Source organism: Acinetobacter bohemicus ANC 3994 (assembly GCF_000367925.1).
In the GTDB taxonomy this organism is placed as follows: domain Bacteria; phylum Pseudomonadota; class Gammaproteobacteria; order Pseudomonadales; family Moraxellaceae; genus Acinetobacter; species Acinetobacter bohemicus.
This window is the reverse complement of sequence record NZ_KB849166.1, coordinates 136,540-158,609: the sequence shown is the minus strand read 5'-3', so window position 1 is coordinate 158,609 and position 22,070 is coordinate 136,540. Positions and strand designations below refer to the sequence as shown.

Here is a 22,070-nt window from a genome sequence, read left to right as displayed (position 1 = left end):
TATTTGAAGCATAGAGTAAGCGCTTGTTCTGTTTAGCGTTATCTTATTTATGCTGACTACAGATTATATTGGTATAGATTGTTTTGTGAGCATTTATCAGCATAAAATAAAGTACATTTATTGCAAAAAGTGACATCAGTGCATCTGGTTGATGTCATATGGATAAGTGTTCTAGCATCATTTTGGGAAAGTCAGTAATTAACCCATCAATGCCTAAACGTTGGAGGTGTTTTGCCCGTTCAATATCATTGACTGTCCACACGCTAATGTCGAGTTGGGCATTTTGTGTGGCCTGAATAATGTCATCAGTTGCAAGTTGATTCATCCAACCAATTTGACAGCAGCCTAAGTTTAATGCCTGTTCAATGGCATGTTGTTTAATGTCTTGTTCAATCAATAAGCCACGTTTAAAGCTGGATTGTTGCTGTTGTAAGGCTTGATGAATTTTCAGGTCAAAACTGGTGATCACCGCAGTTTGCTCAAAACCTTTCAGTTGTTTTTGTAATTCGATAATTAATCTTTCGGCTTGTTGCAATGTTTCAACCGCTTTAACTTCAACTTCAAGGTGTTCAAAGTCGTGCATAATATTTAAGCTTTGAACTAGGGTTGGGGTGATTTGTTTTTCCCAATCCATCCAGATATTGGCTTGATTATAAGTGTTTAAATCTGCCTGAGTACATTCATAAAGATTTTTATCGATACCTGTGGTGCGGATAAAATTGTCATCGTGCATGATCACCAGTTCGTCATCTTTCAGTTGGCGAACGTCAAATTCAACGGCTCGAATACCTAAGTCATGAATGTATTGAAAGCCTCCTAAAGTATTTTCAGGGGCTTCACCACGTGCACCACGATGACCGATAATTTTCATAGCTGATTTTCCATTGCAGAGTTTTTATTATTACGACACAGTCTGACAGTTTAAAGTGTTAAATGAGCGACAACATAGTGTAATAAAAACTTTGCCATTCACAAAACGCGTTGAATATTCTTTGGAGCGTTAATTTATCGCAGAAACATTCAACTTTTAATCTTGCGCTGCAATGCACCTCATGTATCGAACACTTGTGAATGGCATTTAGGTAGAACATTTTTGAGGAATGATCTGCGGTTATTTAAACAGATGCTATTTAATGAGCAGCATTTTAAATGGTCTCATTAATATTTTTTTGCCAAAGTACTTCACTACCACCTTCGGCACGTTGCAAAGTACGTGAAGCGACAAATAACCAATCGGATAAACGATTGAGTAATTGTAATGAAGTGGCTTGAATATTTTGGTCGCGGCTATGTACAGTCATCAGGCTGCGTTCTGCACGGCGGCATACTGAACGGGCTTGGTGTGCGTAGCTACATGCCAACGTGCCCGCAGGTAAAATGAAGTCTTTAAGCATAGGCAAGTCTTCATTCATACGGTCAATTTCATTTTCCAAAAATTCAACTGCAACAGGTAAGACCAAATGATAGTTTGGAATGCAGACTTCGCCACCCAGATCAAATAACCAGTGTTGAATTAAGCTTAAAGATTTGTCCCAAGCGGCTTTATCTTCAATTGAACTGGCAGTAATTTGTGCGCGTAAAATACCAATGCAAGAATTGAGTTCATCGACATCGCCTAAAGCAGTAATACGTAAATCATCTTTGGCAACGCGTGAACCATCGCCAAGCCCTGTTGTGCCTGAATCGCCTGTACGGGTGTAAATTTTGCTTAAACGGTGGCCCATAGTTTTTCCTAGAATTTTTGAAGTCATAAAAAAGGATAATGTCGGTCAGAACATTATCCATAAACTGCGCTGTTTTAAATGTATTTTTGAAGCTTTAGGTTAAATTAATAACGGAAAGTGACTCCAGCAGAAGCAAGGCGGCCGCCGTTGATGTAGTAAACACCATCACCGTTATAAGCTGTTTTATAATTTACGTCACCAATGTTCTCAATATTTGCAAAGAGTTTGATCATTGGGATTGGTTGCCAATAAACATTTACATTTGTTGTAACATAACCTGGATTGGTTGTTGGCGTGGTTGATGGAAAATCTGCAAAGTCTTTTGAATGTGATCTTGCAACAACAGAAGCAGAAATACCATATATGCCATCATCCCAACCGGTTGTAAGTGTTAGGCTTTGACGTGGACGACGAGTTAAATCTTGCTTGGTTTCATCATCTTTAGCTTGAACATAAGCATAAGTGGTACTTAGAAATAACTCATCTTGTTGCCATTTGAATGATGCTTCGCCGCCTGTAAAAGTAGCTTTCTTGATATTTTCCAGTTTTCTTGCTTTAGAGCTAATCAGGTTATCCACTTGATTACGATAAACAGATAAACCAAGATTAACATTGTAGTTTAATTTTTGATCTAAACCAATTTCATAAGAGAAGCTTTCCTCTGGTTTTAAATCTGGATTCGCACCCCAAGAAATTGCATACAAATCATTAGTTGTTGGTGCACGGAATGCAGAACCAACATTTGCATAAACACTTGTCAGAGGTAAAACTTGATAGCGAATAGCACCTTGACCTACAGTGTGTGTACCAAACTTATCATTATCTTCAACACGGACACCAACTTGTGTTTCTAAGCCATTATGTTGATATTGGTGTTGAGCAAAATAACCTATCGTATCTACAGACTCTTTATATTTAACATCTTGTCCGCCATATAGATTTTTCGAGTATACATCGCCTTTGATATCTTTAAAGGTTGAGCCGAATAAAATATTTTGAGCAGCAGTCATTTGCCATTTTGTATAAAGTTCAGCTTCTTGAGTTGTGCTGTGAACATAGTCTGATGATTTGTTTTGGTCGATATTATCTTTATATTGAGAAAGACGAGCATGTACTGCAAGGTTGTCTAAAACATTTAAACGACCTTTTAGGTTCGTGACTTCATTTTTAAAGTCTTGAGAAACTAAATTGCCATAGTTATCGTAATCGCTATAGCCTTCATTTTCACTATAATCAACAGATGCTGCGAAATTTTCTTTCTCAATACCTACTTTAGCACTGTAGCCTTTTTGATCAAAGCTCGCTTTTTTATTGCCTTTGGCATCTGTAACAGCTGTGCCATCTGTTTCTAAGCGTTGACCACGAATTTGTGCATAGAAGCCATTTTCCGCTAAATCAGCACCGATAACTGATTTATAAGTTTTATTCTCACCCATTTCACCTGTAACAAAAGCGGATGTCTTTTCAGGGCTCTTTGAAATGAGTTGTATTACACCACCAATTGCATCTGTTCCATATAAAACAGAGGCAGGGCCTTTTAATACTTCAATTTGTTTAATATCAGTGGTATCAATAAAAGGTAAAGATGCTGTGCCAGAAGTATTTGAATTTAGACGAACACCATCTCTTAAAAGTAAAGTGTGGTCAGATTCAGTGCCACGTAAGAAAATTGATGCTGTTTGCCCATAACCACCACTTTGCACCATATTGATAGAAGCATCTGTTTGTAACAATTGTGGTAAAGACGCAATTGGAGATTGTTCAATGATCTTTGGCTCAATAATATTGATTCGAGCAGGAACCTCACTGATTTTTTGCTCAGTACGAGAAGCTGTAACCACTAAAGTTTCTAAAGATGCATTAACAGAAGAATCGGTATTCGCTTGTGCAGAAGTTACAGTGGAGAAACCCATCGCAATAGCGATAGCGCCTACAAGTGCAGTAGGTTGAAAAAGAGTAGACATGTTTTTACGCTCCATACATTCACCCCCCGTGAATGATTGAGTTAAAGGAGCAACAAGCAGGTTTCCGGACTAAAACGTAATATCAAAGCGTTGATATTTGCATATCCACCTTCCCGCACCTTTAGTGCAGTGGCGTCAATCTTAAAAAAGATTTCATTGATATGTTTTTCATTTTTACCGTTGCGGGGGCAGTGTTGGACTTTCACCAACTTCCCTAAAGCGAATGCTTAGACTTGCTGCATTTTGCGCGAAGTATAAAGTTTGTATGTGAATTACACAATGTATGTAAATAATATTGAGGATGAACTTTACTCAAGCTTTTAAAATTGCATTACAATGATTCGCCCAAGATTTATATACAGCTTATAAATGGGGTTCAAATAGAGCTAAAACCAGAGCCAAAACTGTATGCGAACGCGCGCCAAAATTTGCGGAATTACACGAATTCAAGATATTCAATCTGTTGTACAGGCAGGGGCAGATGCCATTGGATTTGTCTTCTATCCACCGAGTCCACGTAATGTCACGCTTGAACAAGCCAAAGTGCTGGTAAAGCATGTGCCTGCTTATGTGCAAACGGTGGGCTTATTTGTCAATGCAACAGGCGATGAAATTGCGCAGGTCTTGCAACAAGTACCATTAGACATAATTCAATTTCATGGTGATGAAACACCCGAAGACTGTCAGCTGATTGCGGCACAAGTGGGGCGGCGCTGGTATAAAGCCATTCAGGTTAAACCCGATTTAAATGTTGTAGACGTGATAAAAAGCTATCAACACGTCGGTGCGAGCGCAGTATTATTGGATGCTTGGCATCCTGAGCTTAAAGGCGGAACAGGGCACCAATTTGATTGGTCACAGTTCCCGAAATTGGATATTCCTTTAATTTTGGCAGGCGGTTTAAAGCCTGAAAATATTGAAGACGCTATAACGACGACTGGGGCTTACGCAGTCGATGTCAGCGGAGGCGTAGAGTCCGCAAAAGGTATCAAAGACCAACAACTCATTGAACGATTTATGCAAGGAGTCCAACGTGGATCAGCAAAGTGTTAGTCAGAACAGTCAGGTCGTTGACTATACCCAATTCCCCGATGAGCGTGGGCATTTCGGTATTCATGGTGGACGTTTTGTGTCAGAAACGCTGATGGCGGCTTTAGAAGATTTAGAAAAACTCTATTTCCGCATGAAAAATGATGCGCAGTTTTTGGCAGAATTCGACCGTGATTTAGCCTACTATGTCGGTCGTCCTAGTCCACTTTATTATGCTGAGCGATGGTCAAAAGAGTTAGGTGGTGCACAAATTTATTTAAAACGTGAAGACCTAAATCATACAGGTTCACACAAAATAAATAACACCATTGGTCAGGCGCTTCTTGCCAAACTTTCAGGTAAAAAACGGATTATTGCCGAAACTGGCGCAGGTCAGCATGGTGTAGCAACGGCCACGATTGCCGCACGTTTAGGTCTTGAATGCGTTGTGTTTATGGGTGCAGATGACGTAAAACGTCAAGCCATGAACGTCTATCGTATGCGTTTACTTGGTGCAACCGTTGTTCCTGTAGAAAGCGGTTCAAAAACATTGAAAGATGCCATGAACGAAGCCATGCGTGATTGGGTGACCAATGTTGATTCAACTTACTACGTGATTGGTACAGTTGCAGGGCCGCATCCATATCCGCAATTGGTTCGTGACTTCCAATCGATTATTGGTCGTGAAGCACGTAAGCAAATTCAAGAACAAGCAGGTCGTTTACCTGATGCATTGGTTGCCTGTGTAGGTGGCGGTTCAAATGCAATGGGCTTGTTTTATCCATTCTTGAATGATCCAGATGTGAAAATGTATGGTGTTGAAGCCGCAGGTTATGGCATTGAAACGGGCAAACATTCTGCGCCATTAAATGCAGGTCATGTCGGTGTATTACACGGTAACCGTACGTATTTAATGTCAGATGATCAAGGTCAGATCATTGAAACCCATTCGATTTCAGCAGGTTTGGATTATCCAGGTGTGGGTCCTGAACATAGTTTCTTAAAAGATATGCACCGTGTTGAATATGTGCCGATCAATGACAATGAAGCGTTACAAGGTTTCCGTGATTTGACGCAAATTGAAGGGATTATTCCTGCGCTTGAGAGTTCGCATGCCATGGCGTATGTGACTAAACTTGCACCAACCATGTCGAAAGATCAAATTATTATTGCGACGGTTTCAGGTCGTGGTGATAAAGACTTGATGACGGTGGCACGTATTGATGGCGTGGAAATGGTTGAGATGTAATGACTTCTTTAAAGCCTCCCCATTTTGGGAGCTTTGAAGACTAGATTTAAAAAATCGTGTTGGGTGAAAGCTCAGCACGATTTTTTTTTATTGAAATATGAAGTTTATCTAAAACACGAATAAGGGTGAGGCGACATGGATGTCGCCGTAAGGCTGAGGTATAGGGATATACCTTCAACCTTACAAAAGATTTTTGTTACTTTTGATCTTTCAAAAGTAAAGAACCACTTATGAATGAAAAGTGATGTAAAAAGAAAAAATGAGTGCATGTGTGATTTTGATATATAGATAAAGAACTTTAATGATCGACAACTGATAATTCAAGATGTGGAACTTATATTTACTTTTGTTTCGGCAAAAGTAACAAAACCATTTTGTTAAGCAGACATTACATCCATGTAATGCTGCTCAACGGACGACATCCCTGTCGCCAACGCGTATCATATTGTGACTACAAGTTGTAAGTTATTAAAAATACTTATCATATAGCTATTACTTTTCCTGAGTTCTAAGGAGCTAAACCATGCCCAGCCTATTTATCGTCATGCTCGGTGGCCGTCATGCCCGCGCCAATACAGAAGTTCATGATGTGGTGTTAGCCGTTGGTGATTCGCTTGAAGACGTTTATCCACAACTTAAAAATGCATGGTTTGGCGAACAAAAAGGTTTACATATTGATGCTTGGGCACAAATTTATGGTGTGGCATTTGAAGGCAAAAATTATCAAATTCAATTTACCGATGCTGCGCCGAATCAAGCCGATCAAAAACTCTATTTGCTTAACTTAGGCGGCTATGATGCAGGTGAATTTGGTGAGTTGCATCGCTATGTTTTAGTGCTTGCACAAAATGCAATGGTGGCTAAACAACGTGGCAAAGCCCACTTTGCACAGCATTGGCAAAAACAACATACAGACCGCGTATTAGATGTGGATGATTGTATTGCAATTGATCAGGTACATGGTCGTTATGTGCAATTAATCGAAGGTGAATTTTCAGGGAATCAGTGGGAAAACACCTATTTAATGCTCAATGATTAATGTGCATATCTTGATGATTAATCAATATTATTTATGCATAAACCAACTTAAAAGAATGAGAAAAAGTTTTTGCAAATTTTGGATGAATAACGATTAATGACACTGTTTTCATGTATTTTTATAGGCATAATAAGATTATGGAATTTATGATCTCTTAGCTAGATGGAATTTGATAAATGGATTTGATTCAATCAAATGGACAACCGAATTATGGACGTTTCAGTGCTCTTCCAAAGATTATCGATTTAAATCAATATCAATATAAAACGCCTTATGGTGAAGTGCTTACAGGTTGGCGTAAGCGGCTAAAATATAAAAAATTTAAATTTTGTTGTATTCAGCATGAACACTACACCATTGGTTTAGCCATTGCTGATATTGCGTGGGCAGGTCATGGCTTTGTGTATGTTTATAACCATATGACCCATGAAGTTTTAGAATGGAATGCCATTAACTTTTTATCTCGTAATACCATAGTTGATGAGCAACCGCTTTATAATCAAAGTTTTTTTTCTAAGTCTCCTTTTCAAATTGATATTCAACATGCCAATGGTGTGCGTTATATCCATGTGACTAAATATGGTGAAATTAAACTTAGCGCACGCATTTTTTGTGCAGGAACAGATGCACTAAGTATGTGTAGTCCAACCGGTATTAATGGTTGGACCTATACACAAAAGCTGACGACTTTGGCTTGCGAAGGTTTTTTTATCAATAAACAGGGTGAAACGATCCAGTTTAATGAAAAAACGTTTGCCTCACTCGATGACACTTGTGGTTTTCTTCGCCCAGAAACCGCTTGGTTTTGGTTGTCGTGTAATTTTTGGGATTCGAACAATAACCGCATTGGCTTAAATTTAGCTTCTGGGGTGAATGAAAGTTTTGGTAATGAAAACTGTTTGTGGGTGAATGGGGTTTTGTATCCTTTAAGCGATGTTTTATTTCAACATCAAGATGAAGGGCATTGGACGATTCGTTCACTCGATGAAAAATTGAATTTAGATGTAAAGACGGGATGGCGACGCTATGAAAATCTTAATTTAAGATTAGTCGGAAGCCAATTTAGCCAATGGCAAGCTAAAATTAGCGGTACGATTCAACAAGATGAGCAAGAAATTGTCTTGTTAAATGAATATGGCTTGTTAGAGCAGCATTATGCCAAATGGTAATCACGCCGTAGCATCACTCATAAAACCAAGTCCGTATGGATGGCGGACTTGGTCAATATGAATCAATCTATTTCTAGTCTTTCGCCGCTTGCCAAAAAGCTTCTCCTGCTGCAATCGGATCACCTGTTTCTTCTAAGGTTTTTACCCAGACATCATATTGGGCAATGACAGGATGTTGGTTGGGATGGAAGTCTTTGTTAAACCAATCTCGGTATTGTTTGCCCATTCTTCTAAAGATGCCATTTTTACCCAAAAACCAAGGCAGCCCTCGAATATTCATTTTGAGCCGTTGTAATGGCGTAAATCCATCATATTCTAACATCACATTGGTGCGGTAAATGGTAAAGCCAAGCATGAGCACGGTGGTCCATGCTAGGGTAAATTTACGGGTGGATTCAGGGACATTTCCAACCTGTTTCATCACATCAAAAGCGACATCACGATGTTCCATTTCCTCAATCGCATGCCAAGCAAAGAGTGCGCGAACATAGGGGTGAGCATCGCGTAAGGTTGCTTTTTTATTGTAAAAGGTTTCCGCCATAAGTGCAGTCAAATGTTCAGCTGCGGCGGTCATGGCAATATTGTATTGAGGTGAACGTTGTTCCAGTTCGAATTTAAAAATTTTAGTTAAACGCCGAATAAATAGGTCAACAGGCATGCCTTGCTCTTTCATGACCTGATTCATTTGATCATGGGCAATACCATGTTGTGCTTCTTGGCGAATAAAGTCCGCGACGCGTTGCTTTAAATCTGGGTCGGTAATTTGATCGCGGAACAGGCGAACGGATTGAATAAAATAGCGTTCGCCATCTGGAAAGGTCAGGCTTAATGCATCAAACATACGGGTAATAAAGGGATCTCCCCCAAACCAAAAACGCGGGATTTCATTGAGTTTAAAATCGAGATGACTACGAACTACGGGAGTGATTTGATTTTGGACAATGGCATTCATTTTATTTTACTTAAATCGCCTTGAATAATTGCAGTATGTCGGGCTTTTTGAATTTTGTTTTGACAGTAATTGCCAATTTTTATACATTTAACGACAGAATAAAAAGATCGCATGTCAAAATAGTCCGACAATATAGAGCAAGGCCATGCACGAAATACAGATACCGAATGGCTATTTTCAACTCTGGCAAATGTATTTGGCAGAACGGGGTTTAGATGGATTACAACTCGATTTTCTTAAGCAAAATCAAGCACAATTACGTCATGTATTAAGCATGCCTATCGATACACAGTCATCGTATATATTCTTCTTAGAGATCATCCAACGCACGCAGCAGCATCTTGATTGCCCACAACTGATTTTTGAAATGGCGCGGCATATACGACCTGAGCATTTTGGGGTTTTAGGTTATATCGCATCGAGAAGTAACAGCGTAGCAGAGGCGATTCATTATGTGATGCGTTTTAGTCGTTTGGTGATTGATGGTTCTGCGGCAACGCGGGTACACGTTTATCAACATGGGGATGAGATTCATTTGGCATGGCCCAATATTGATGAAAAATATGCCTTAATTCATGAAATGACTTTTGCCTGTATTGTGCAATTAGCACGACAAATTTTCGGTTTGAGTCAGCCTATTTTAAGATCTTTACATTTTGCCCATGCAGCGCAAATGAGTCTATATGCATATCAGAAGTTTTATGGCTGTGAGGTGCTATTTAAACAAGTTGATTATCAACTGGTATTGAGTTTGGAAAGTTTAAAACTACAACCGTACCAATCCGATCCATCGCTGATTCATTTACTCACCAAGCAAGCAGAAGAGGCGATTGCATCTAGGCTAAGTTATGAAACTTTAGATCAGCAGCTGCATATGAGAGTGGCTGAATATTTGCGCTTGCAAAATAGGGTGCCGAAAATTGAGCAAATTGCCACAGCATTACATATCTCTTCACGAACGCTACAACGTCAACTCAATCATAGAAACTTATCTTTTAAAAAAATTGTCGAAATAGAGCGAATGAAGCGCTGTGAGCAATTATTATTGCAAAATATGAGCTTGACTGAAATTGCAATAAGTCTGGGCTATTCAGACCAGTCTGCTTTGGCACGTGCTTATAAAGCCTACAGTGGTCAAACGTTATTACAGCGCAAGCAACAGCTCAAAGAATAACGTGCGCCATAAAAAAATGACCTGTTTTAAGATGAGTACTGATCAGTGCTTCTTATCTTTAAAAAAGAGGGGAACGATATAAAATTCAATAAGGTATTGAATTCCAGATACTCCCTCCTTTGAAAAAGGATGAGAAACACTGTTTCGCAAGGGGAGGATTAAACAATACTTAACTGATCAGCATTACCTATTCAGATCGTTTTTTATCGGGCTGATACTATTTCGGGATAATGCTTAAGCCGCTTTGAATCTTGGAAAGCGAAAGACAATCGCTAAAATTGCAAAAATCGCCAATACCCAACAATAGTAAATATTACCGATCAGTTCTACGGGCGATAGCTTTGCAATCGAACATGCCAAAAGTAATTGAGCGCCGTAGGGAATCAAGCCCTGTACAATACAGGAAAATATATCCATTAAGGCCGCAGCACGTTTTGGGTCTACACCGTATTCTTTTGCCACTTCACGCGCCATATCGCCCGATAAAATAATGGCAACGGTATTGTTGGCCACAAAAAGATTGGCAAACAGCACAAGGAAACTGATCCCCAATTCACCGGCACGTTGCCGTCCGACTTTTAGCAAACGGGTCACACTGTAAATACGTTCGATTAACCATTGCAGTCCGCCTTCTTTTTGCATCAGGGCAGACAAACCGCCTAAAAACATCGACAGTAATGCCACTTCAAACATACTCACAAAGCCCTCATAGATGGAGCTGTTGAGCTGTAATAAATCAAAATTTGGACGGACTACAAGACCAATCAATCCAGAAAGCACCACGCCAAGGGTTAAAACGGCAAGGACGTGTAAACGTGAAAAAGCCAGTAAAAACACAGCCACATAAGGCAGAATGAGCCAGAGATCATAATCTTTATATTCAATACTTTGTGAATCATGACTGCTAAAGATATAAATTAAAATAGTAATGATGGCCGCAGGGACCGCAATCCAGACATTGACTTTGAACTTATCGCGAAGTTGTACTTTTTGACTGCTGGTGGCGGCAATGGTGGTGTCTGAAATCATGGATAAATTATCACCAAACATGGCCCCGCCAACCACAGCACCAATTGCATACACGGCTTCAATATGAGTCACTTGGGAAAAGCCGAAAGCAATCGGGGCACAGGCAGCAATTGTACCCATCGAAGTGCCCATTGCCGTTGCAATAAATGCCGAAATCACAAACAGCATCGGTAACACAAACGCAGGTGGAATAATTGAGAGCCCAAGTTGAACCGTTGCATCGACACTGCCGATGGCACTGCTGGTACTGGCAAATGCACCTGCCAGCATAAACACCATAAACATCAAAATTAAATTGGGATGACTGGCACCTTTTAAAAACTCATCGATTGCAACATTTAGTTTGCCACGGTAAATCAGCACCGTCAGTATAATTGCAGGCAGTACCGCTACAGGTGCTTTAACTTGATAAAAAGCAAACTCAGTACCAATCATGGAATGATAGATACCACTGCCTAAAAAAATGGCTAAAAATACAATAAGAGGTAGCAATGCCAGCGCGCGCGCCTGCACTTTACCTTGGGAGTTGGGAGTCATATAAAATAGAAAAAAGGAAAATCGTGTGTAGTATAGTGCAGGTTTTGCTATTTCATAAAACATTAAATGTAAAAGCTAACTTAGTTATTTTTATCAAGTTTTTACCAATAAAAATAAGTTTATCTTAATGTTGGCTATTTTTTTAAATAGCAAAATTAGGCATCTTTGATCATTGAGAAAAAATCGTAAATATCAGTAAATGGTGTTCTCGGATTGTTCTGAAAAAATGAGATTGTCAGTCTAATGTATCGTGAAATTTTCAGACTCTATTCAATGAGTAAAAAATAGCGTTACAATGCGTTGTCTTGTATTTTTACAAAGCCAACTCCTCAGTTTTAAAATAATTCAAGGAAAGCATACCCTTATGTCACGTTTAGCCACTCGTTTTGGACAGCTTAAATCTCAACAGCGTAAGGCGCTGGTTTCTTATGTGATGGCTGGTGACCCTCATCCGCAAGTAACGGTTCCATTGTTACACCAGATGGTTGAGGCAGGTGTAGATGTGATTGAACTTGGTCTTCCATTTTCAGACCCTATGGCAGATGGTCCAGTGATTGCCCTTGCAGCAGAACGTGCATTGGCAGGCGGAACCAATACCTTAGATGCTTTGAATATGGTGAAAGAGTTCCGTCAAAAAGACACAGAAACACCCGTCGTTTTAATGGGCTATTTAAATCCAGTTGAAGTGATTGGTTATGAAAAATTTGTGTCTTATGCCAATGAATGCGGTGTAGATGGTTTACTTCTGGTGGATTTACCACCTGAAGAAGCAAAAGATTTAGATGATGTGTTGAAAAAATTCAACATGGATCAAATTTTCTTACTTGCGCCAACATCTACCGATGAGCGTATTCAATATGTGGCAAATCAAGCCAGTGGCTTTATTTACTATGTATCCTTGAAAGGGGTAACGGGTGCAGCAACCTTAGATGTTTCTGAAGCGGCGACTCGTATCCAAAAAATTAAAGCTGTGACTGATATTCCTGTTGGTGTGGGTTTTGGTATTAGCGATGCGGCCTCTGCGAAAGCAATGGGTGTAGCGGCTGATGCGGTAATTGTTGGTAGTGCTTTTGTCAAACAATTTGCAAACTTAGCGCCAGAACAAGCTGTTGTCGAAACGGTTAATAAAGTCAAGGAGCTTCGAGCAGCGCTCGATGAGTTAGTATGAATCAAGAAGTGAAATCAGGCAAAATTCTGAGCCCAGCGACGCCGTGGACGGAACGTGATGTTCCGGGTATTCACACACCCGACGAGCAAACTGCACTCAAAGCAACATTTACAGAACCAACCATTGAATGTCCTGAATGTCACGCACTGGTGACACGTACCGCGATCTCATTTAACGCTTATGTTTGTCCGCAATGTGACGAACATTTGCGTATGAAAGCACGTGAACGTTTAACTTGGTTCTTTGACCAAGTTCAAAATGAATTGGGTCAAGAATTTGTTGCTAAAGATCCACTCAAGTTTGTGGACAGCAAGCCATATCCAGACCGTATGTCTGAAGCACAAAAGAAAACTGGCGAAACTGAAGCATTAGTAGTGATGCAAGGTGTGTTGAAAGATATTCCTTTGGTTGCATGTGCATTTGAATTCGACTTTATGGGCGGTTCAATGGGTACAGTTGTCGGTGACCGTTTTGTGCAAGCGGCTGAACGTGCGATTAAAGACAAACAACCGTTAATCTGCTTTGCTGCATCTGGCGGCGCGCGTATGCAAGAAGGCATGTTGTCACTCATGCAAATGGCACGTACTTCAGCAGCAATTCAACGTATGAAAGATGCAGGTTTACCGTATTTAGTGGTATTGACTCATCCAGTCTACGGTGGTGTAACGGCTTCACTTGCGATGTTAGGTGATGTGCATATTGCTGAACCTAAAGCCATGATTGGTTTTGCGGGTAAACGTGTCATTGAGCAAACCGTACGTGAAACATTGGAAGAACCGTTCCAACGTGCTGAATACTTGCTTGATCATGGTGTAATCGATCAAATTGTTCATCGTCACGCATTACGTGATACTGTATATCGTATTGTCGCGAAACTGATGAATTTGACTTGAACACAGCACCACTTGCAACAGACTCTTTAACGACATGGCTCAATTATTGGAGCCATGTTCACGTTACGGGCATTGATTTAGGTCTGGAACGTGTTATTCCTGTGGCTGAAAAGCTTGGGGTGACACAACCACAGGCAACAGTCCTGACCGTAGCGGGAACCAATGGTAAGGGTTCAACCACCACGACTTTAGCTGCTATTTTAAATGCACAAGGCTATCAAGTCGGTTTATATCAATCACCGCATATTTACCGTTTTAATGAACGAGTGAAATTGTCTGGGATTGAAGTGGATGACCAGACTTTGGTGGATGCGTTTGTACAAGTGGATCAAGCACGTCGTGCCTGTGATTTAAGTTTATCTTTTTTTGAAGCAACCACGCTCGCTGCTTTTGTGATTTTTAAAAATAAACAATGTGATGTTTGGGTGCTTGAAGTCGGTCTAGGTGGTCGCTTAGATGTGGTCAATGTTGTTGATCCCGATGTGGCTGTGATTACCAATATTGGTCTCGATCATACCGATTGGTTAGGCGATACCGTTGAGAAAATTGCCTTCGAAAAAGCAGGCATTATTCGCCCCAATATCCCCGTCATTTTTGCTGGTTTACAACCACTGCCACAGGCCATTCAAAATAAAGTCGATGAATGTCAGGCGCAACTTTATGTAGCAGAGCGTGATTATTTTTATCAATATAGCGATGATGGTCAAGCATGGATGTTTGCATCTTCAGGCACGACTTTAAAATTACCGATAGGTTCCTTAGCACTGGAAAATATTTCAACGGCCGTTGCGGCCATTTTACTCAGTGGTTTAACGGTTAGCCAAGCTGCTATTGCGCAAGGTATTCAACAAGCAAAACTACAAGGTCGTTTTGAAATCCGTCAAATTCAAGATAAAACGGTGATCTTTGATGCGGGGCATAATCCGCATGGTGTTAATTTTTTGTTACAGCAGTTGCGAAAATACTTAGAATACAATAAACAGTACACAGAAGTGATCAGTGTTTTTTCAATGTTGGCCGATAAAGATATCAATTCTGTCGTAGAGTTATTGAAAGATACTGTTTTAACATGGAAAATTGCCCCCTTAACTGTTCCGCGAGCAGCTGAAAGAGCACAGCTTGACGCGGCGTTACAGGGTGAAACAGTACAACACTTTGAAAGTGTTCAATTGGCTTTTAAATCAGCGCTGAATGAAACGAAAAATAATCAGCTGATCTTGGTATGTGGTTCATTTCATACCTTAGAAGCGGTATGGGAGTATTTGGAAGAATGTCAATGAATAGCACACAACGTTGGATGGGTGGCGTTGTTTTATTAGGTGGTGGTGTTTTATTGGCAGCATTGCTTCTGAAGGGTAAAGACGAAATATATCAAAATGAATTGAAAACCCCAGAGCGTGCTTCCCAAGTCGAGCAGCAAAAGCCTGCTACAACTGGAGAAATGGTTCAGCTGCAACCTTTAACGGTTGATGTTGAAACCGAAAAACGTTTGCTTGAAGAACAACGTCGGGCACGTGAAAAAGCGGTTGCGGAACAAGAAGCACGTGCAGCAGAATTTTTAGTGATGCAGCAACAAGCAGAAGCAGAAGCAGCACGTAAGGCGGCAGAAGAATATGCGGCTTTAAATGCACATCGTACAGGCGCACAGCAAAGTTCGGACAATATTCCGCCTGAACTGATTGAAGATGAGAAAGTAAAACAAAAGCGTTTGGCTGACGAGAAGCTCAGCGCTGAAAAAAAGTTACAACAGCAGAAAGTTCAACAACAAACTGATGCTGATAAAAAAATAGCTGAAGATAAACGTAAAGCTGAAGCCGAAAAAAAGTTAGCTGAAAAGAAAGCTGCTGAGAAAAAAGCGGCAGACGATAAGGTACAACAACAAGCTGAGGAAAAACGTAAAGCAGCTGAGAAGCAGGAAGTTGCAAGAAAAGAAACAGAAAAGAAAGAGGCTGAGAAGAAACAAGCCCAAACCAAGCATGAGGCCGATTTAAAGAAAAAGGCTGAGGCTGAAAAAGCCCGAGATCTATTGGAAAATGGTGATAAACAATGGATGGTGCAAGTGGCATTGGCTGCAAATGAAGCCAATGCAGATGCAGTAGCATCTAAATTGCGTGCCAAAGGTTATAAGGTTACCAAAAGCCCAACCTCGAAAGGGATTCGAATTATGGTCGGGCCTGCTAAAAATCGAGAGGTTGCAGATTCAGCACGGAAGAAGATTACCAGTGATGCAAGTCTAGGCATGAAATCGGCATGGGTGATTGACTGGGTACCACTCGAAAAACGCTAAATTAAGCTGAAGTCAAAAATTAAGATGGATTCGATAGTTGTTGTCGAATCCATTTTATATTTTCAGGGCTAAATATTTTTTCGATATGAATCCAAACAGGGTGAAAGCCGTAACCCCCATATTTCATTTCGTTCAGCGCATCTTCAGTTGACCAGTTTTCAAAAATAATGCGATACATGGCAACACTTGCACCGGTACGGTCAGAGCCATGATAGCAATGAATCAATACTTTTTGATTGAGTTTTTGGGCTTGCTGAATATGCCGCATCACCTGCAATAAATCGTCACGGTTCATTGCCCATGTATTAATTGGAATATGAATCAATTGAAAATCTGTCGATGGCAGTACGGCTAAATCCGCATTTCTCGATCTTAAATTAATCACAGCATCAATATTGTGCGCCTTTAATTGTGGAATCAGTTCAGCATCGGGTTGTTCACTACGAAAGACATACTCACTGATTTGATAAAAATTATCGGGTTGATCAATGACTTTGCCCCAGTGGGGCGGACGCTGTTGCGCTGAAATGGTCGGTGTGGTGATACATCCAACTAGACTTGAGCTACTGATAAAAATGGCAAGTACGGTTCTTTTTATCATGGTCGATAGCGTTCCAATTCAACAGGATCATGTGCACAAATAATTTCGATATTTTTTTGGCTTTGTGCGAGTTGTTGAATTTTATGTAAGTTATCTAAACGCATTGAATTATTTTCAGCAAAGATATGCTCCAATTTAGCCAGCGTTCTGAGTTTATTTTGGGGATTGAGTTGCAGATGTGAAAAATAAGCATCGCCACAGAAGAACACCCAGCCATCTTGCTGCTTAATGGCAATACCACAGTGACCCTTGCTATGACCCAGTAATGGAATCATTAAAATTTCATCTTGAAATAAGCGAAACCCTTGGACTTGGTGCAGGTTAAACCATGCTTCACCTTGCTCTGGTTCGATGAAATTCCAGTAGCGATGTTGTTTAAATTGTTGGGTTTTATAGCGCGCTTTATTTTTGAGTGAGAAAAAACTCTGTGTCGCATTATATTCAGTCGATAGTACATGCACGGTGGCATGCGGAAAGTCTGAAATACCACCAGCATGATCAAAATCGAGATGCGAAACCAAGATATGTTTGACATCTTGAGGGCTAAAGCCTAAGCGTTGAATCTGGGCAATGGCGGTCAGTTCTAAATCATGCTCTATACGTCCGAATCGTGCAGCAAAACTGCCTAAACGGGCTTGAGGATGTAGATGATCTTGGATGCCTAAGCCTGTATCAATCAGTACCAGTCCCTGATCTGTTTCAACAAGCAGACAGTGACAAACCACTTTGGCATGTAAACCTTTTTGCCCAAAAAGCGGTGCACAAACAGGGCACATGGTGCCGCAATGTAAATGATGAATATTATAGATCACAGTCATTATTCTTAAAATTAAGTCAGCATATTTATAAACGGACTGTAAAATAAATACCAACTTGATTTTGTAATTCAACTCCTTAGTCAAATAAAAAGCCTGTCATCAGGCATAATGCCAGTTAGTTCAGAAATTGATAGGCTTATTTATTTTAAATTCATGATGTTATGTAATTCACGGAAACGTCATCCGCAACTGTTCGAGGCAAGACTACTTTGAAAACGTAAGGTTTCTGCGATTAATGGGTCAATAAAAGGTATTTGACGAGTTTTGCGGATGACAAATGTTTTTGGTTCTTTTGGCGAATGAGAAACACTGTTTCGCAAGGAATAAATGAGCTGCAAAAATTTGATTTAAAACGATAAGACTCCGTCGTGAATAACTAAAAAGCTAAGGAGTTAATTGTAATACCCCTTAACTGATCAGTATTAATCATAAGATAGGCTGTGTAGAGCAATCAGGATTTGGCTCGTCATATTCATCCTGTATTTCTAGCGAGTGATGCTGGCTTTATTTTCTATACTCCATATTTCGTTTGCCTTGCGAAAAAATTAAAGCAGCGTGTTTTTTATCCGAAACTACGCGCTTCGCTTGTCTTGCGACAAAATAAGACAATGTCTTATTTTTTAACTCGAAGCATAGCTTCTCGTCTTGCGTTCGGGCAAGGCAGTACCTTGCTGATCCTCACTCAGGTTGTGGGGTTAAACGCAAGTACGGTTTAACTGCTGTGTAGCCTTTAGGAAAACGTTGTTTGATTTCATCTTCATCCTTCAGCGAAGGCACAATCACCACATCATCACCGTGTTGCCAATTGGCCGGTGTGGCAACTTTATGTTGATCGGTCAGTTGTAGCGAGTCTACGACACGTAAAATTTCATGGAAATTACGTCCTGTCGATGCCGGATAGGTAATGATTAAACGAACTTTTTTATTGGGATCAATAATCACTAAAGAGCGTACGGTAAGCGTTTCACTGGCATTCGGATGAATGAAATCGTATAGGGTTGAAACTGTACGGTCTTTATCGGCAAGAATGGGGAAATTTACCGTGGTGTTTTGGGTTTCATTAATGTCGTTAATCCAACCGTGATGTGATTCAACATCATCGACAGACAGGGCGATGGCTTTCACTCCGCGGTTGCTAAATTCATCTTTCAGTTTTGCAGTAAATCCCAGTTCAGTGGTACATACAGGGGTGTAATCAGCGGGATGGGAAAATAAAATCCCCCAACTTTCACCTAAATAATCATAAAAATTAATCAAGCCCTCACTCGAGTCTTGCTCAAAATTCGGTGCAGTATCGCCTAAACGTAATGTCATTTTTATCGCCTCAAATTATTTGTGATGAACTTTGCTGAGATCGAATATGGCGCATTTCTTTTGCCAAGGAAAATAGCATTTTTATATTTCTTTATGCATATATGGAATATGGCAGCCGGATTTGATTTGTAAAAACTGTATAAATGACGAATGCTATGACTATATTGGTTGTTTAAAATTTGTTACATTGATTTCCCTTGGCTGTCACGTGCTAGAACGAGTGCGCAGAATTTTTTTATTGGTTTTGTCTAAAGCCCTTGTACTTCAAATTTCTAGCACCATAATAACGACTGAGAAAAAATTTATTCATTTGACAAGCAAGATTTAGAGAGTCTATTCATGTTGGCAAGTCTGATCGGAGGCATCTTCGGTACCAAAAATGAGCGCGAACTCAAACGCATGCGTAAAATCGTAGATAAGATTAATGCGCTCGAGCCGACGATATCTGCACTAAGCGATGCAGACTTATCTGCTAAAACTGAAGAATTCAAACAACGATATAACAAAGGCGAAAGTCTGGATAAATTATTGCCAGAAGCATTTGCTGTTTGTCGTGAAGCGGCAAAGCGAATCATGGGGATGCGTCACTACGATGTACAGTTGATTGGTGGTATTACGCTGCACGAAGGTAAAGTTGCAGAAATGCGTACCGGTGAAGGTAAAACCCTGATGGGAACTTTGGCCTGTTATCTCAATACGATTAGCGGTCAAGGTGTACATGTCATCACGGTAAATGACTATTTGGCACAACGTGATGCCGAGTTAAACCGCCCATTATTTGAATTCTTAGGTTTAAGCATTGGTATTATTTACTCGATGCAGAATCCGACCGAAAAAGCCGAAGCTTATCGTGCCGATATTACCTATGGTACTAATAACGAATTCGGTTTTGACTACCTTCGTGACAACATGGTGTTTTCACTGGCTGAGAAAAAACAACGGGGTCTTAGCTATGCCATTATCGATGAGGTCGATTCGATCTTAATTGATGAAGCGCGTACACCTTTGATCATCTCGGGTCAAAGTGATGACTCTTCACAATTGTATGCTGCAATTAATAGTATTCCACCTAAACTTCGTGCACAGAAAGAAGAAAAAGTTGCCGATGGTGGACACTTCTGGATTGATGAAAAGCAACGTTCAGTTGAAATGACTGAAATTGGTTTTGAAACAGTGGAAGATGAATTGATTCGTATGGGCCTGTTGGCGGAAGGCGAAAGTCTCTATTCGGCAGCGAACTTAAATTTGGTTCATCATGTGACTGCGGCGATTCGTGCGCATTATTTGTATCAACGTAATGTTCAATACATCATTCATGATGGTGAAGTGATTATTGTTGATGAGAACACTGGTCGTACTATGCCGGGTCGTCGTTGGTCAGAAGGTTTGCACCAAGCGGTTGAGGCTAAAGAGGGTTTGGAAATTCAACCTGAAAACCAGACACTAGCAACCACGACGTTCCAGAACTATTTCCGTCTTTATAAAAAGCTTTCGGGTATGACCGGTACAGCTGATACTGAAGCTGCGGAAATGAAAGAAATTTATGGTTTGGATGTGGTGTTAATTCCAACGCATCGACCTATGATTCGTAATGACATGAACGATTTAATTTATTTAAATCGTAATGGTAAATACGATGCGATTATTCAAGAAATTCAAAATATTCATGAAGCGGGTGTTGCACCAATTTTGATTGGTACAGCAACCATTGAAGCCTCGGAAATTTTGTCGGATAAATTAAAAGAAGCAGGCATTACGCACGAAGTTTTGAATGCAAAACAACATGAGCGTGAAGCGGATATTATTGCGCAAGCAGGTTCACCAAATGCGGTAACCATTGCCACCAATATGGCGGGTCGTGGTACTGATATTTTGCTTGGCGGTAACTGGAAAGCCAAACTTGCCAAAATTGAAAATTATACCACTGAAGATGAAGCTCGCTTAAAAGCTGAATGGGAACAGCACCATGAGATGGTGTTAAGTTCTGGCGGTTTACATATTATTGGTTCAGAACGTCACGAATCACGTCGTATTGATAACCAGTTGCGTGGTCGTGCGGGTCGTCAAGGTGACCCAGGTGTGTCACGTTTTTACTTGTCATTAGAAGATGACTTGATGCGTATCTTTGCCGGTGATCGTGTTGTCAGTATGATGCGTGCCATGGGCTTGCAAGAAGATGAAGCCATTGAACATAAAATGGTGTCACGTTCAATTGAAAATGCCCAACGTAAAGTAGAAGCACGTAACTTTGACATTCGTAAGAACTTGTTGAAATACGACGACGTCAATAACGAACAACGTAAGATCATTTATTCACAACGTGATGATGTGCTTGCTGAAAGTAGCTTGCAAGATTACATTGAAGAAATGCATCACGAAGTGATGAAAGGTGTAATTGAAAATTATATTCCACCTGAATCAATTCATGATCAATGGGATATTGCGGGTCTAGAACGTGCTCTACGTGATGACCTCGGTATTGATTTACCTGTCAATCAATGGTTGGAAGAAGACCGTCGTTTAGATGAAGAAGCCTTAGTGGAACGAATTTCTGATGAAATCGTGACTCGCTATCGTAATCGCCGTGAACAAATGGGCGCTGAATCTGCGGCCATGCTTGAACGTCACTTTATGCTCAGTGCTTTGGATCGTCATTGGAAAGACCATTTGGCTGCTATGGATTACTTGCGTCAAGGCATTCACTTACGTGGTTATGCACAAAAAAATCCGGAACAAGAGTATAAAAAAGAAGCCTTTAATTTATTTGTGAACATGCTGGCTGTGATTAAGTCTGATGTGATTACAGATCTTTCACGTGTGCATGTGCCTACAGCTGAAGAACTCGCTGAAATGGAAGCACAGCAACAAGCACAAGCTGAAGCCATGAAATTGAATCTTTCTCATGCCGAAGTAGATGGTTTGACCGGTGATATCACATTGTCAGAAGACAGCACTTTCCAATTCAGCGCTGTTGATGAACAAAACATCATTCCACCGTCAAGTCGTAATGCGGCTTGTCCATGTGGTTCAGGTTTAAAATACAAGCAATGTCACGGTAAAATTTAATTTTACCTCGACGACTCAGCCACTTTAATGATTGCTCTGCTGTATTAAGAGCCAATC

General features: G+C 40.4%; 18 protein-coding genes and 1 riboswitch. Of the genes, 10 read left to right on the top strand and 8 right to left on the bottom strand.

Annotation, left to right across the window (positions count from 1 at the left end; translation table 11 throughout):
- Positions 1–154 precede the first annotated feature (154 nt).
- The 3 genes from F994_RS06930 to F994_RS06920 all read right to left on the bottom strand — a co-directional run bounded on the left by F994_RS06930 (position 155) and on the right by F994_RS06920 (position 3,688).
- Complete coding sequence (locus tag F994_RS06930; RefSeq protein WP_004649518.1) at positions 155–871, bottom strand: glycerophosphodiester phosphodiesterase; 717 nt, start codon at positions 869–871, stop codon at positions 155–157.
- Between the two features lie 274 nt (positions 872–1,145).
- Positions 1,146–1,724 (bottom strand): cob(I)yrinic acid a,c-diamide adenosyltransferase, encoded by a 579-nt coding sequence (locus F994_RS06925; RefSeq protein WP_004649517.1) that lies wholly within the window; start codon positions 1,722–1,724, stop codon positions 1,146–1,148.
- 104 nt (positions 1,725–1,828) lie between these two features.
- Complete coding sequence (locus F994_RS06920; protein ID WP_004649516.1) at positions 1,829–3,688, bottom strand: TonB-dependent receptor plug domain-containing protein; 1,860 nt, start codon at positions 3,686–3,688, stop codon at positions 1,829–1,831.
- A gap of 38 nt (positions 3,689–3,726) precedes the next feature.
- Positions 3,727–3,940: riboswitch (cobalamin riboswitch) on the bottom strand.
- Positions 3,941–4,096: 156 nt separating this feature from the next.
- Between F994_RS06920 and F994_RS06915 the strand changes: the two genes are divergently transcribed.
- The 4 genes from F994_RS06915 to F994_RS06900 all read left to right on the top strand — a co-directional run bounded on the left by F994_RS06915 (position 4,097) and on the right by F994_RS06900 (position 8,174).
- A complete protein-coding gene (locus F994_RS06915) occupies positions 4,097–4,741 on the top strand; it encodes a phosphoribosylanthranilate isomerase (RefSeq protein WP_004649515.1) in 645 nt (214 codons plus the stop codon).
- Positions 4,722–5,966, top strand: a complete 1,245-nt coding sequence (gene trpB, locus F994_RS06910) for a tryptophan synthase subunit beta (protein ID WP_004649514.1) — start codon at positions 4,722–4,724, stop codon at positions 5,964–5,966. The genes F994_RS06915 and trpB overlap by 20 nt, the downstream gene beginning before the upstream one ends.
- Positions 5,967–6,489: 523 nt before the next feature.
- The gene (locus F994_RS06905; protein ID WP_004649513.1) at positions 6,490–7,005 is read left to right on the top strand and encodes a DUF1543 domain-containing protein; all 516 of its coding nucleotides are present in this window, start codon (positions 6,490–6,492) and stop codon (positions 7,003–7,005) included.
- Between the two features lie 176 nt (positions 7,006–7,181).
- Entirely contained in the window at positions 7,182–8,174 is a 993-nt protein-coding gene (locus F994_RS06900; RefSeq protein WP_004649512.1) for a DUF2804 domain-containing protein, read from the top strand.
- Positions 8,175–8,247: 73 nt separating this feature from the next.
- On the opposite strand, the gene F994_RS06895 is transcribed toward F994_RS06900, so the two are convergent.
- The gene (locus F994_RS06895) at positions 8,248–9,126 is read right to left on the bottom strand and encodes a metal-dependent hydrolase (RefSeq protein WP_004649510.1); all 879 of its coding nucleotides are present in this window, start codon (positions 9,124–9,126) and stop codon (positions 8,248–8,250) included.
- Positions 9,127–9,271: 145 nt separating this feature from the next.
- Between F994_RS06895 and F994_RS06890 the strand changes: the two genes are divergently transcribed.
- Positions 9,272–10,300 carry an AraC family transcriptional regulator gene (locus F994_RS06890; protein ID WP_004649509.1) on the top strand — a complete coding sequence of 343 codons (1,029 nt, stop codon included), beginning with the start codon at positions 9,272–9,274 and terminating at the stop codon, positions 10,298–10,300.
- Positions 10,301–10,534: 234 nt separating this feature from the next.
- Here the strand turns inward: F994_RS06890 and F994_RS06885 are convergent, their stop codons facing one another.
- On the bottom strand, positions 10,535–11,866 hold the full coding sequence (locus tag F994_RS06885; RefSeq protein WP_034696828.1) for a Na+/H+ antiporter NhaC family protein: 1,332 nt from the start codon (positions 11,864–11,866) through the stop codon (positions 10,535–10,537).
- 364 nt (positions 11,867–12,230) lie between these two features.
- Here F994_RS06885 and trpA point away from each other — a divergent pair, with 364 nt between their 5' ends.
- Genes trpA through F994_RS06865 form a run of 4 tightly spaced genes read left to right on the top strand, consistent with a single transcriptional unit; the run spans position 12,231 to position 16,214 of the window.
- The gene (trpA, locus tag F994_RS06880) at positions 12,231–13,034 is read left to right on the top strand and encodes a tryptophan synthase subunit alpha (RefSeq protein WP_004649507.1); all 804 of its coding nucleotides are present in this window, start codon (positions 12,231–12,233) and stop codon (positions 13,032–13,034) included.
- Positions 13,031–13,927 carry an acetyl-CoA carboxylase, carboxyltransferase subunit beta gene (gene accD, locus F994_RS06875; RefSeq protein ID WP_004649506.1) on the top strand — a complete coding sequence of 299 codons (897 nt, stop codon included), beginning with the start codon at positions 13,031–13,033 and terminating at the stop codon, positions 13,925–13,927. The genes trpA and accD overlap by 4 nt, the downstream gene beginning before the upstream one ends.
- Positions 13,924–15,207, top strand: coding sequence for a bifunctional tetrahydrofolate synthase/dihydrofolate synthase (folC, locus tag F994_RS06870; protein WP_004649505.1), 1,284 nt, complete (start codon positions 13,924–13,926; stop codon positions 15,205–15,207). Before accD ends, folC begins: the two co-directional genes overlap by 4 nt.
- On the top strand, positions 15,198–16,214 hold the full coding sequence (locus F994_RS06865; RefSeq protein ID WP_171065325.1) for an SPOR domain-containing protein: 1,017 nt from the start codon (positions 15,198–15,200) through the stop codon (positions 16,212–16,214). The genes folC and F994_RS06865 overlap by 10 nt, the downstream gene beginning before the upstream one ends.
- Before the next feature lie 19 nt (positions 16,215–16,233).
- On the opposite strand, the gene F994_RS06860 is transcribed toward F994_RS06865, so the two are convergent.
- From F994_RS06860 to F994_RS06850, 3 genes are all read right to left on the bottom strand, one after another.
- Positions 16,234–16,815, bottom strand: a complete 582-nt coding sequence (locus F994_RS06860) for a dual specificity protein phosphatase family protein (RefSeq protein ID WP_004649503.1) — start codon at positions 16,813–16,815, stop codon at positions 16,234–16,236.
- The gene (locus F994_RS06855) at positions 16,812–17,627 is read right to left on the bottom strand and encodes an MBL fold metallo-hydrolase (RefSeq protein ID WP_034696855.1); all 816 of its coding nucleotides are present in this window, start codon (positions 17,625–17,627) and stop codon (positions 16,812–16,814) included. The genes F994_RS06860 and F994_RS06855 overlap by 4 nt, the downstream gene beginning before the upstream one ends.
- 684 nt (positions 17,628–18,311) lie before the next feature.
- The gene (locus tag F994_RS06850; RefSeq protein ID WP_004649501.1) at positions 18,312–18,947 is read right to left on the bottom strand and encodes a peroxiredoxin; all 636 of its coding nucleotides are present in this window, start codon (positions 18,945–18,947) and stop codon (positions 18,312–18,314) included.
- 339 nt (positions 18,948–19,286) lie between these two features.
- On the opposite strand from F994_RS06850, the gene secA reads away from it, so the two are divergent.
- Complete coding sequence (gene secA / locus F994_RS06845) at positions 19,287–22,013, top strand: preprotein translocase subunit SecA (RefSeq protein ID WP_004649500.1); 2,727 nt, start codon at positions 19,287–19,289, stop codon at positions 22,011–22,013.
- The last annotated feature ends 57 nt before the right edge of the window (positions 22,014–22,070 follow it).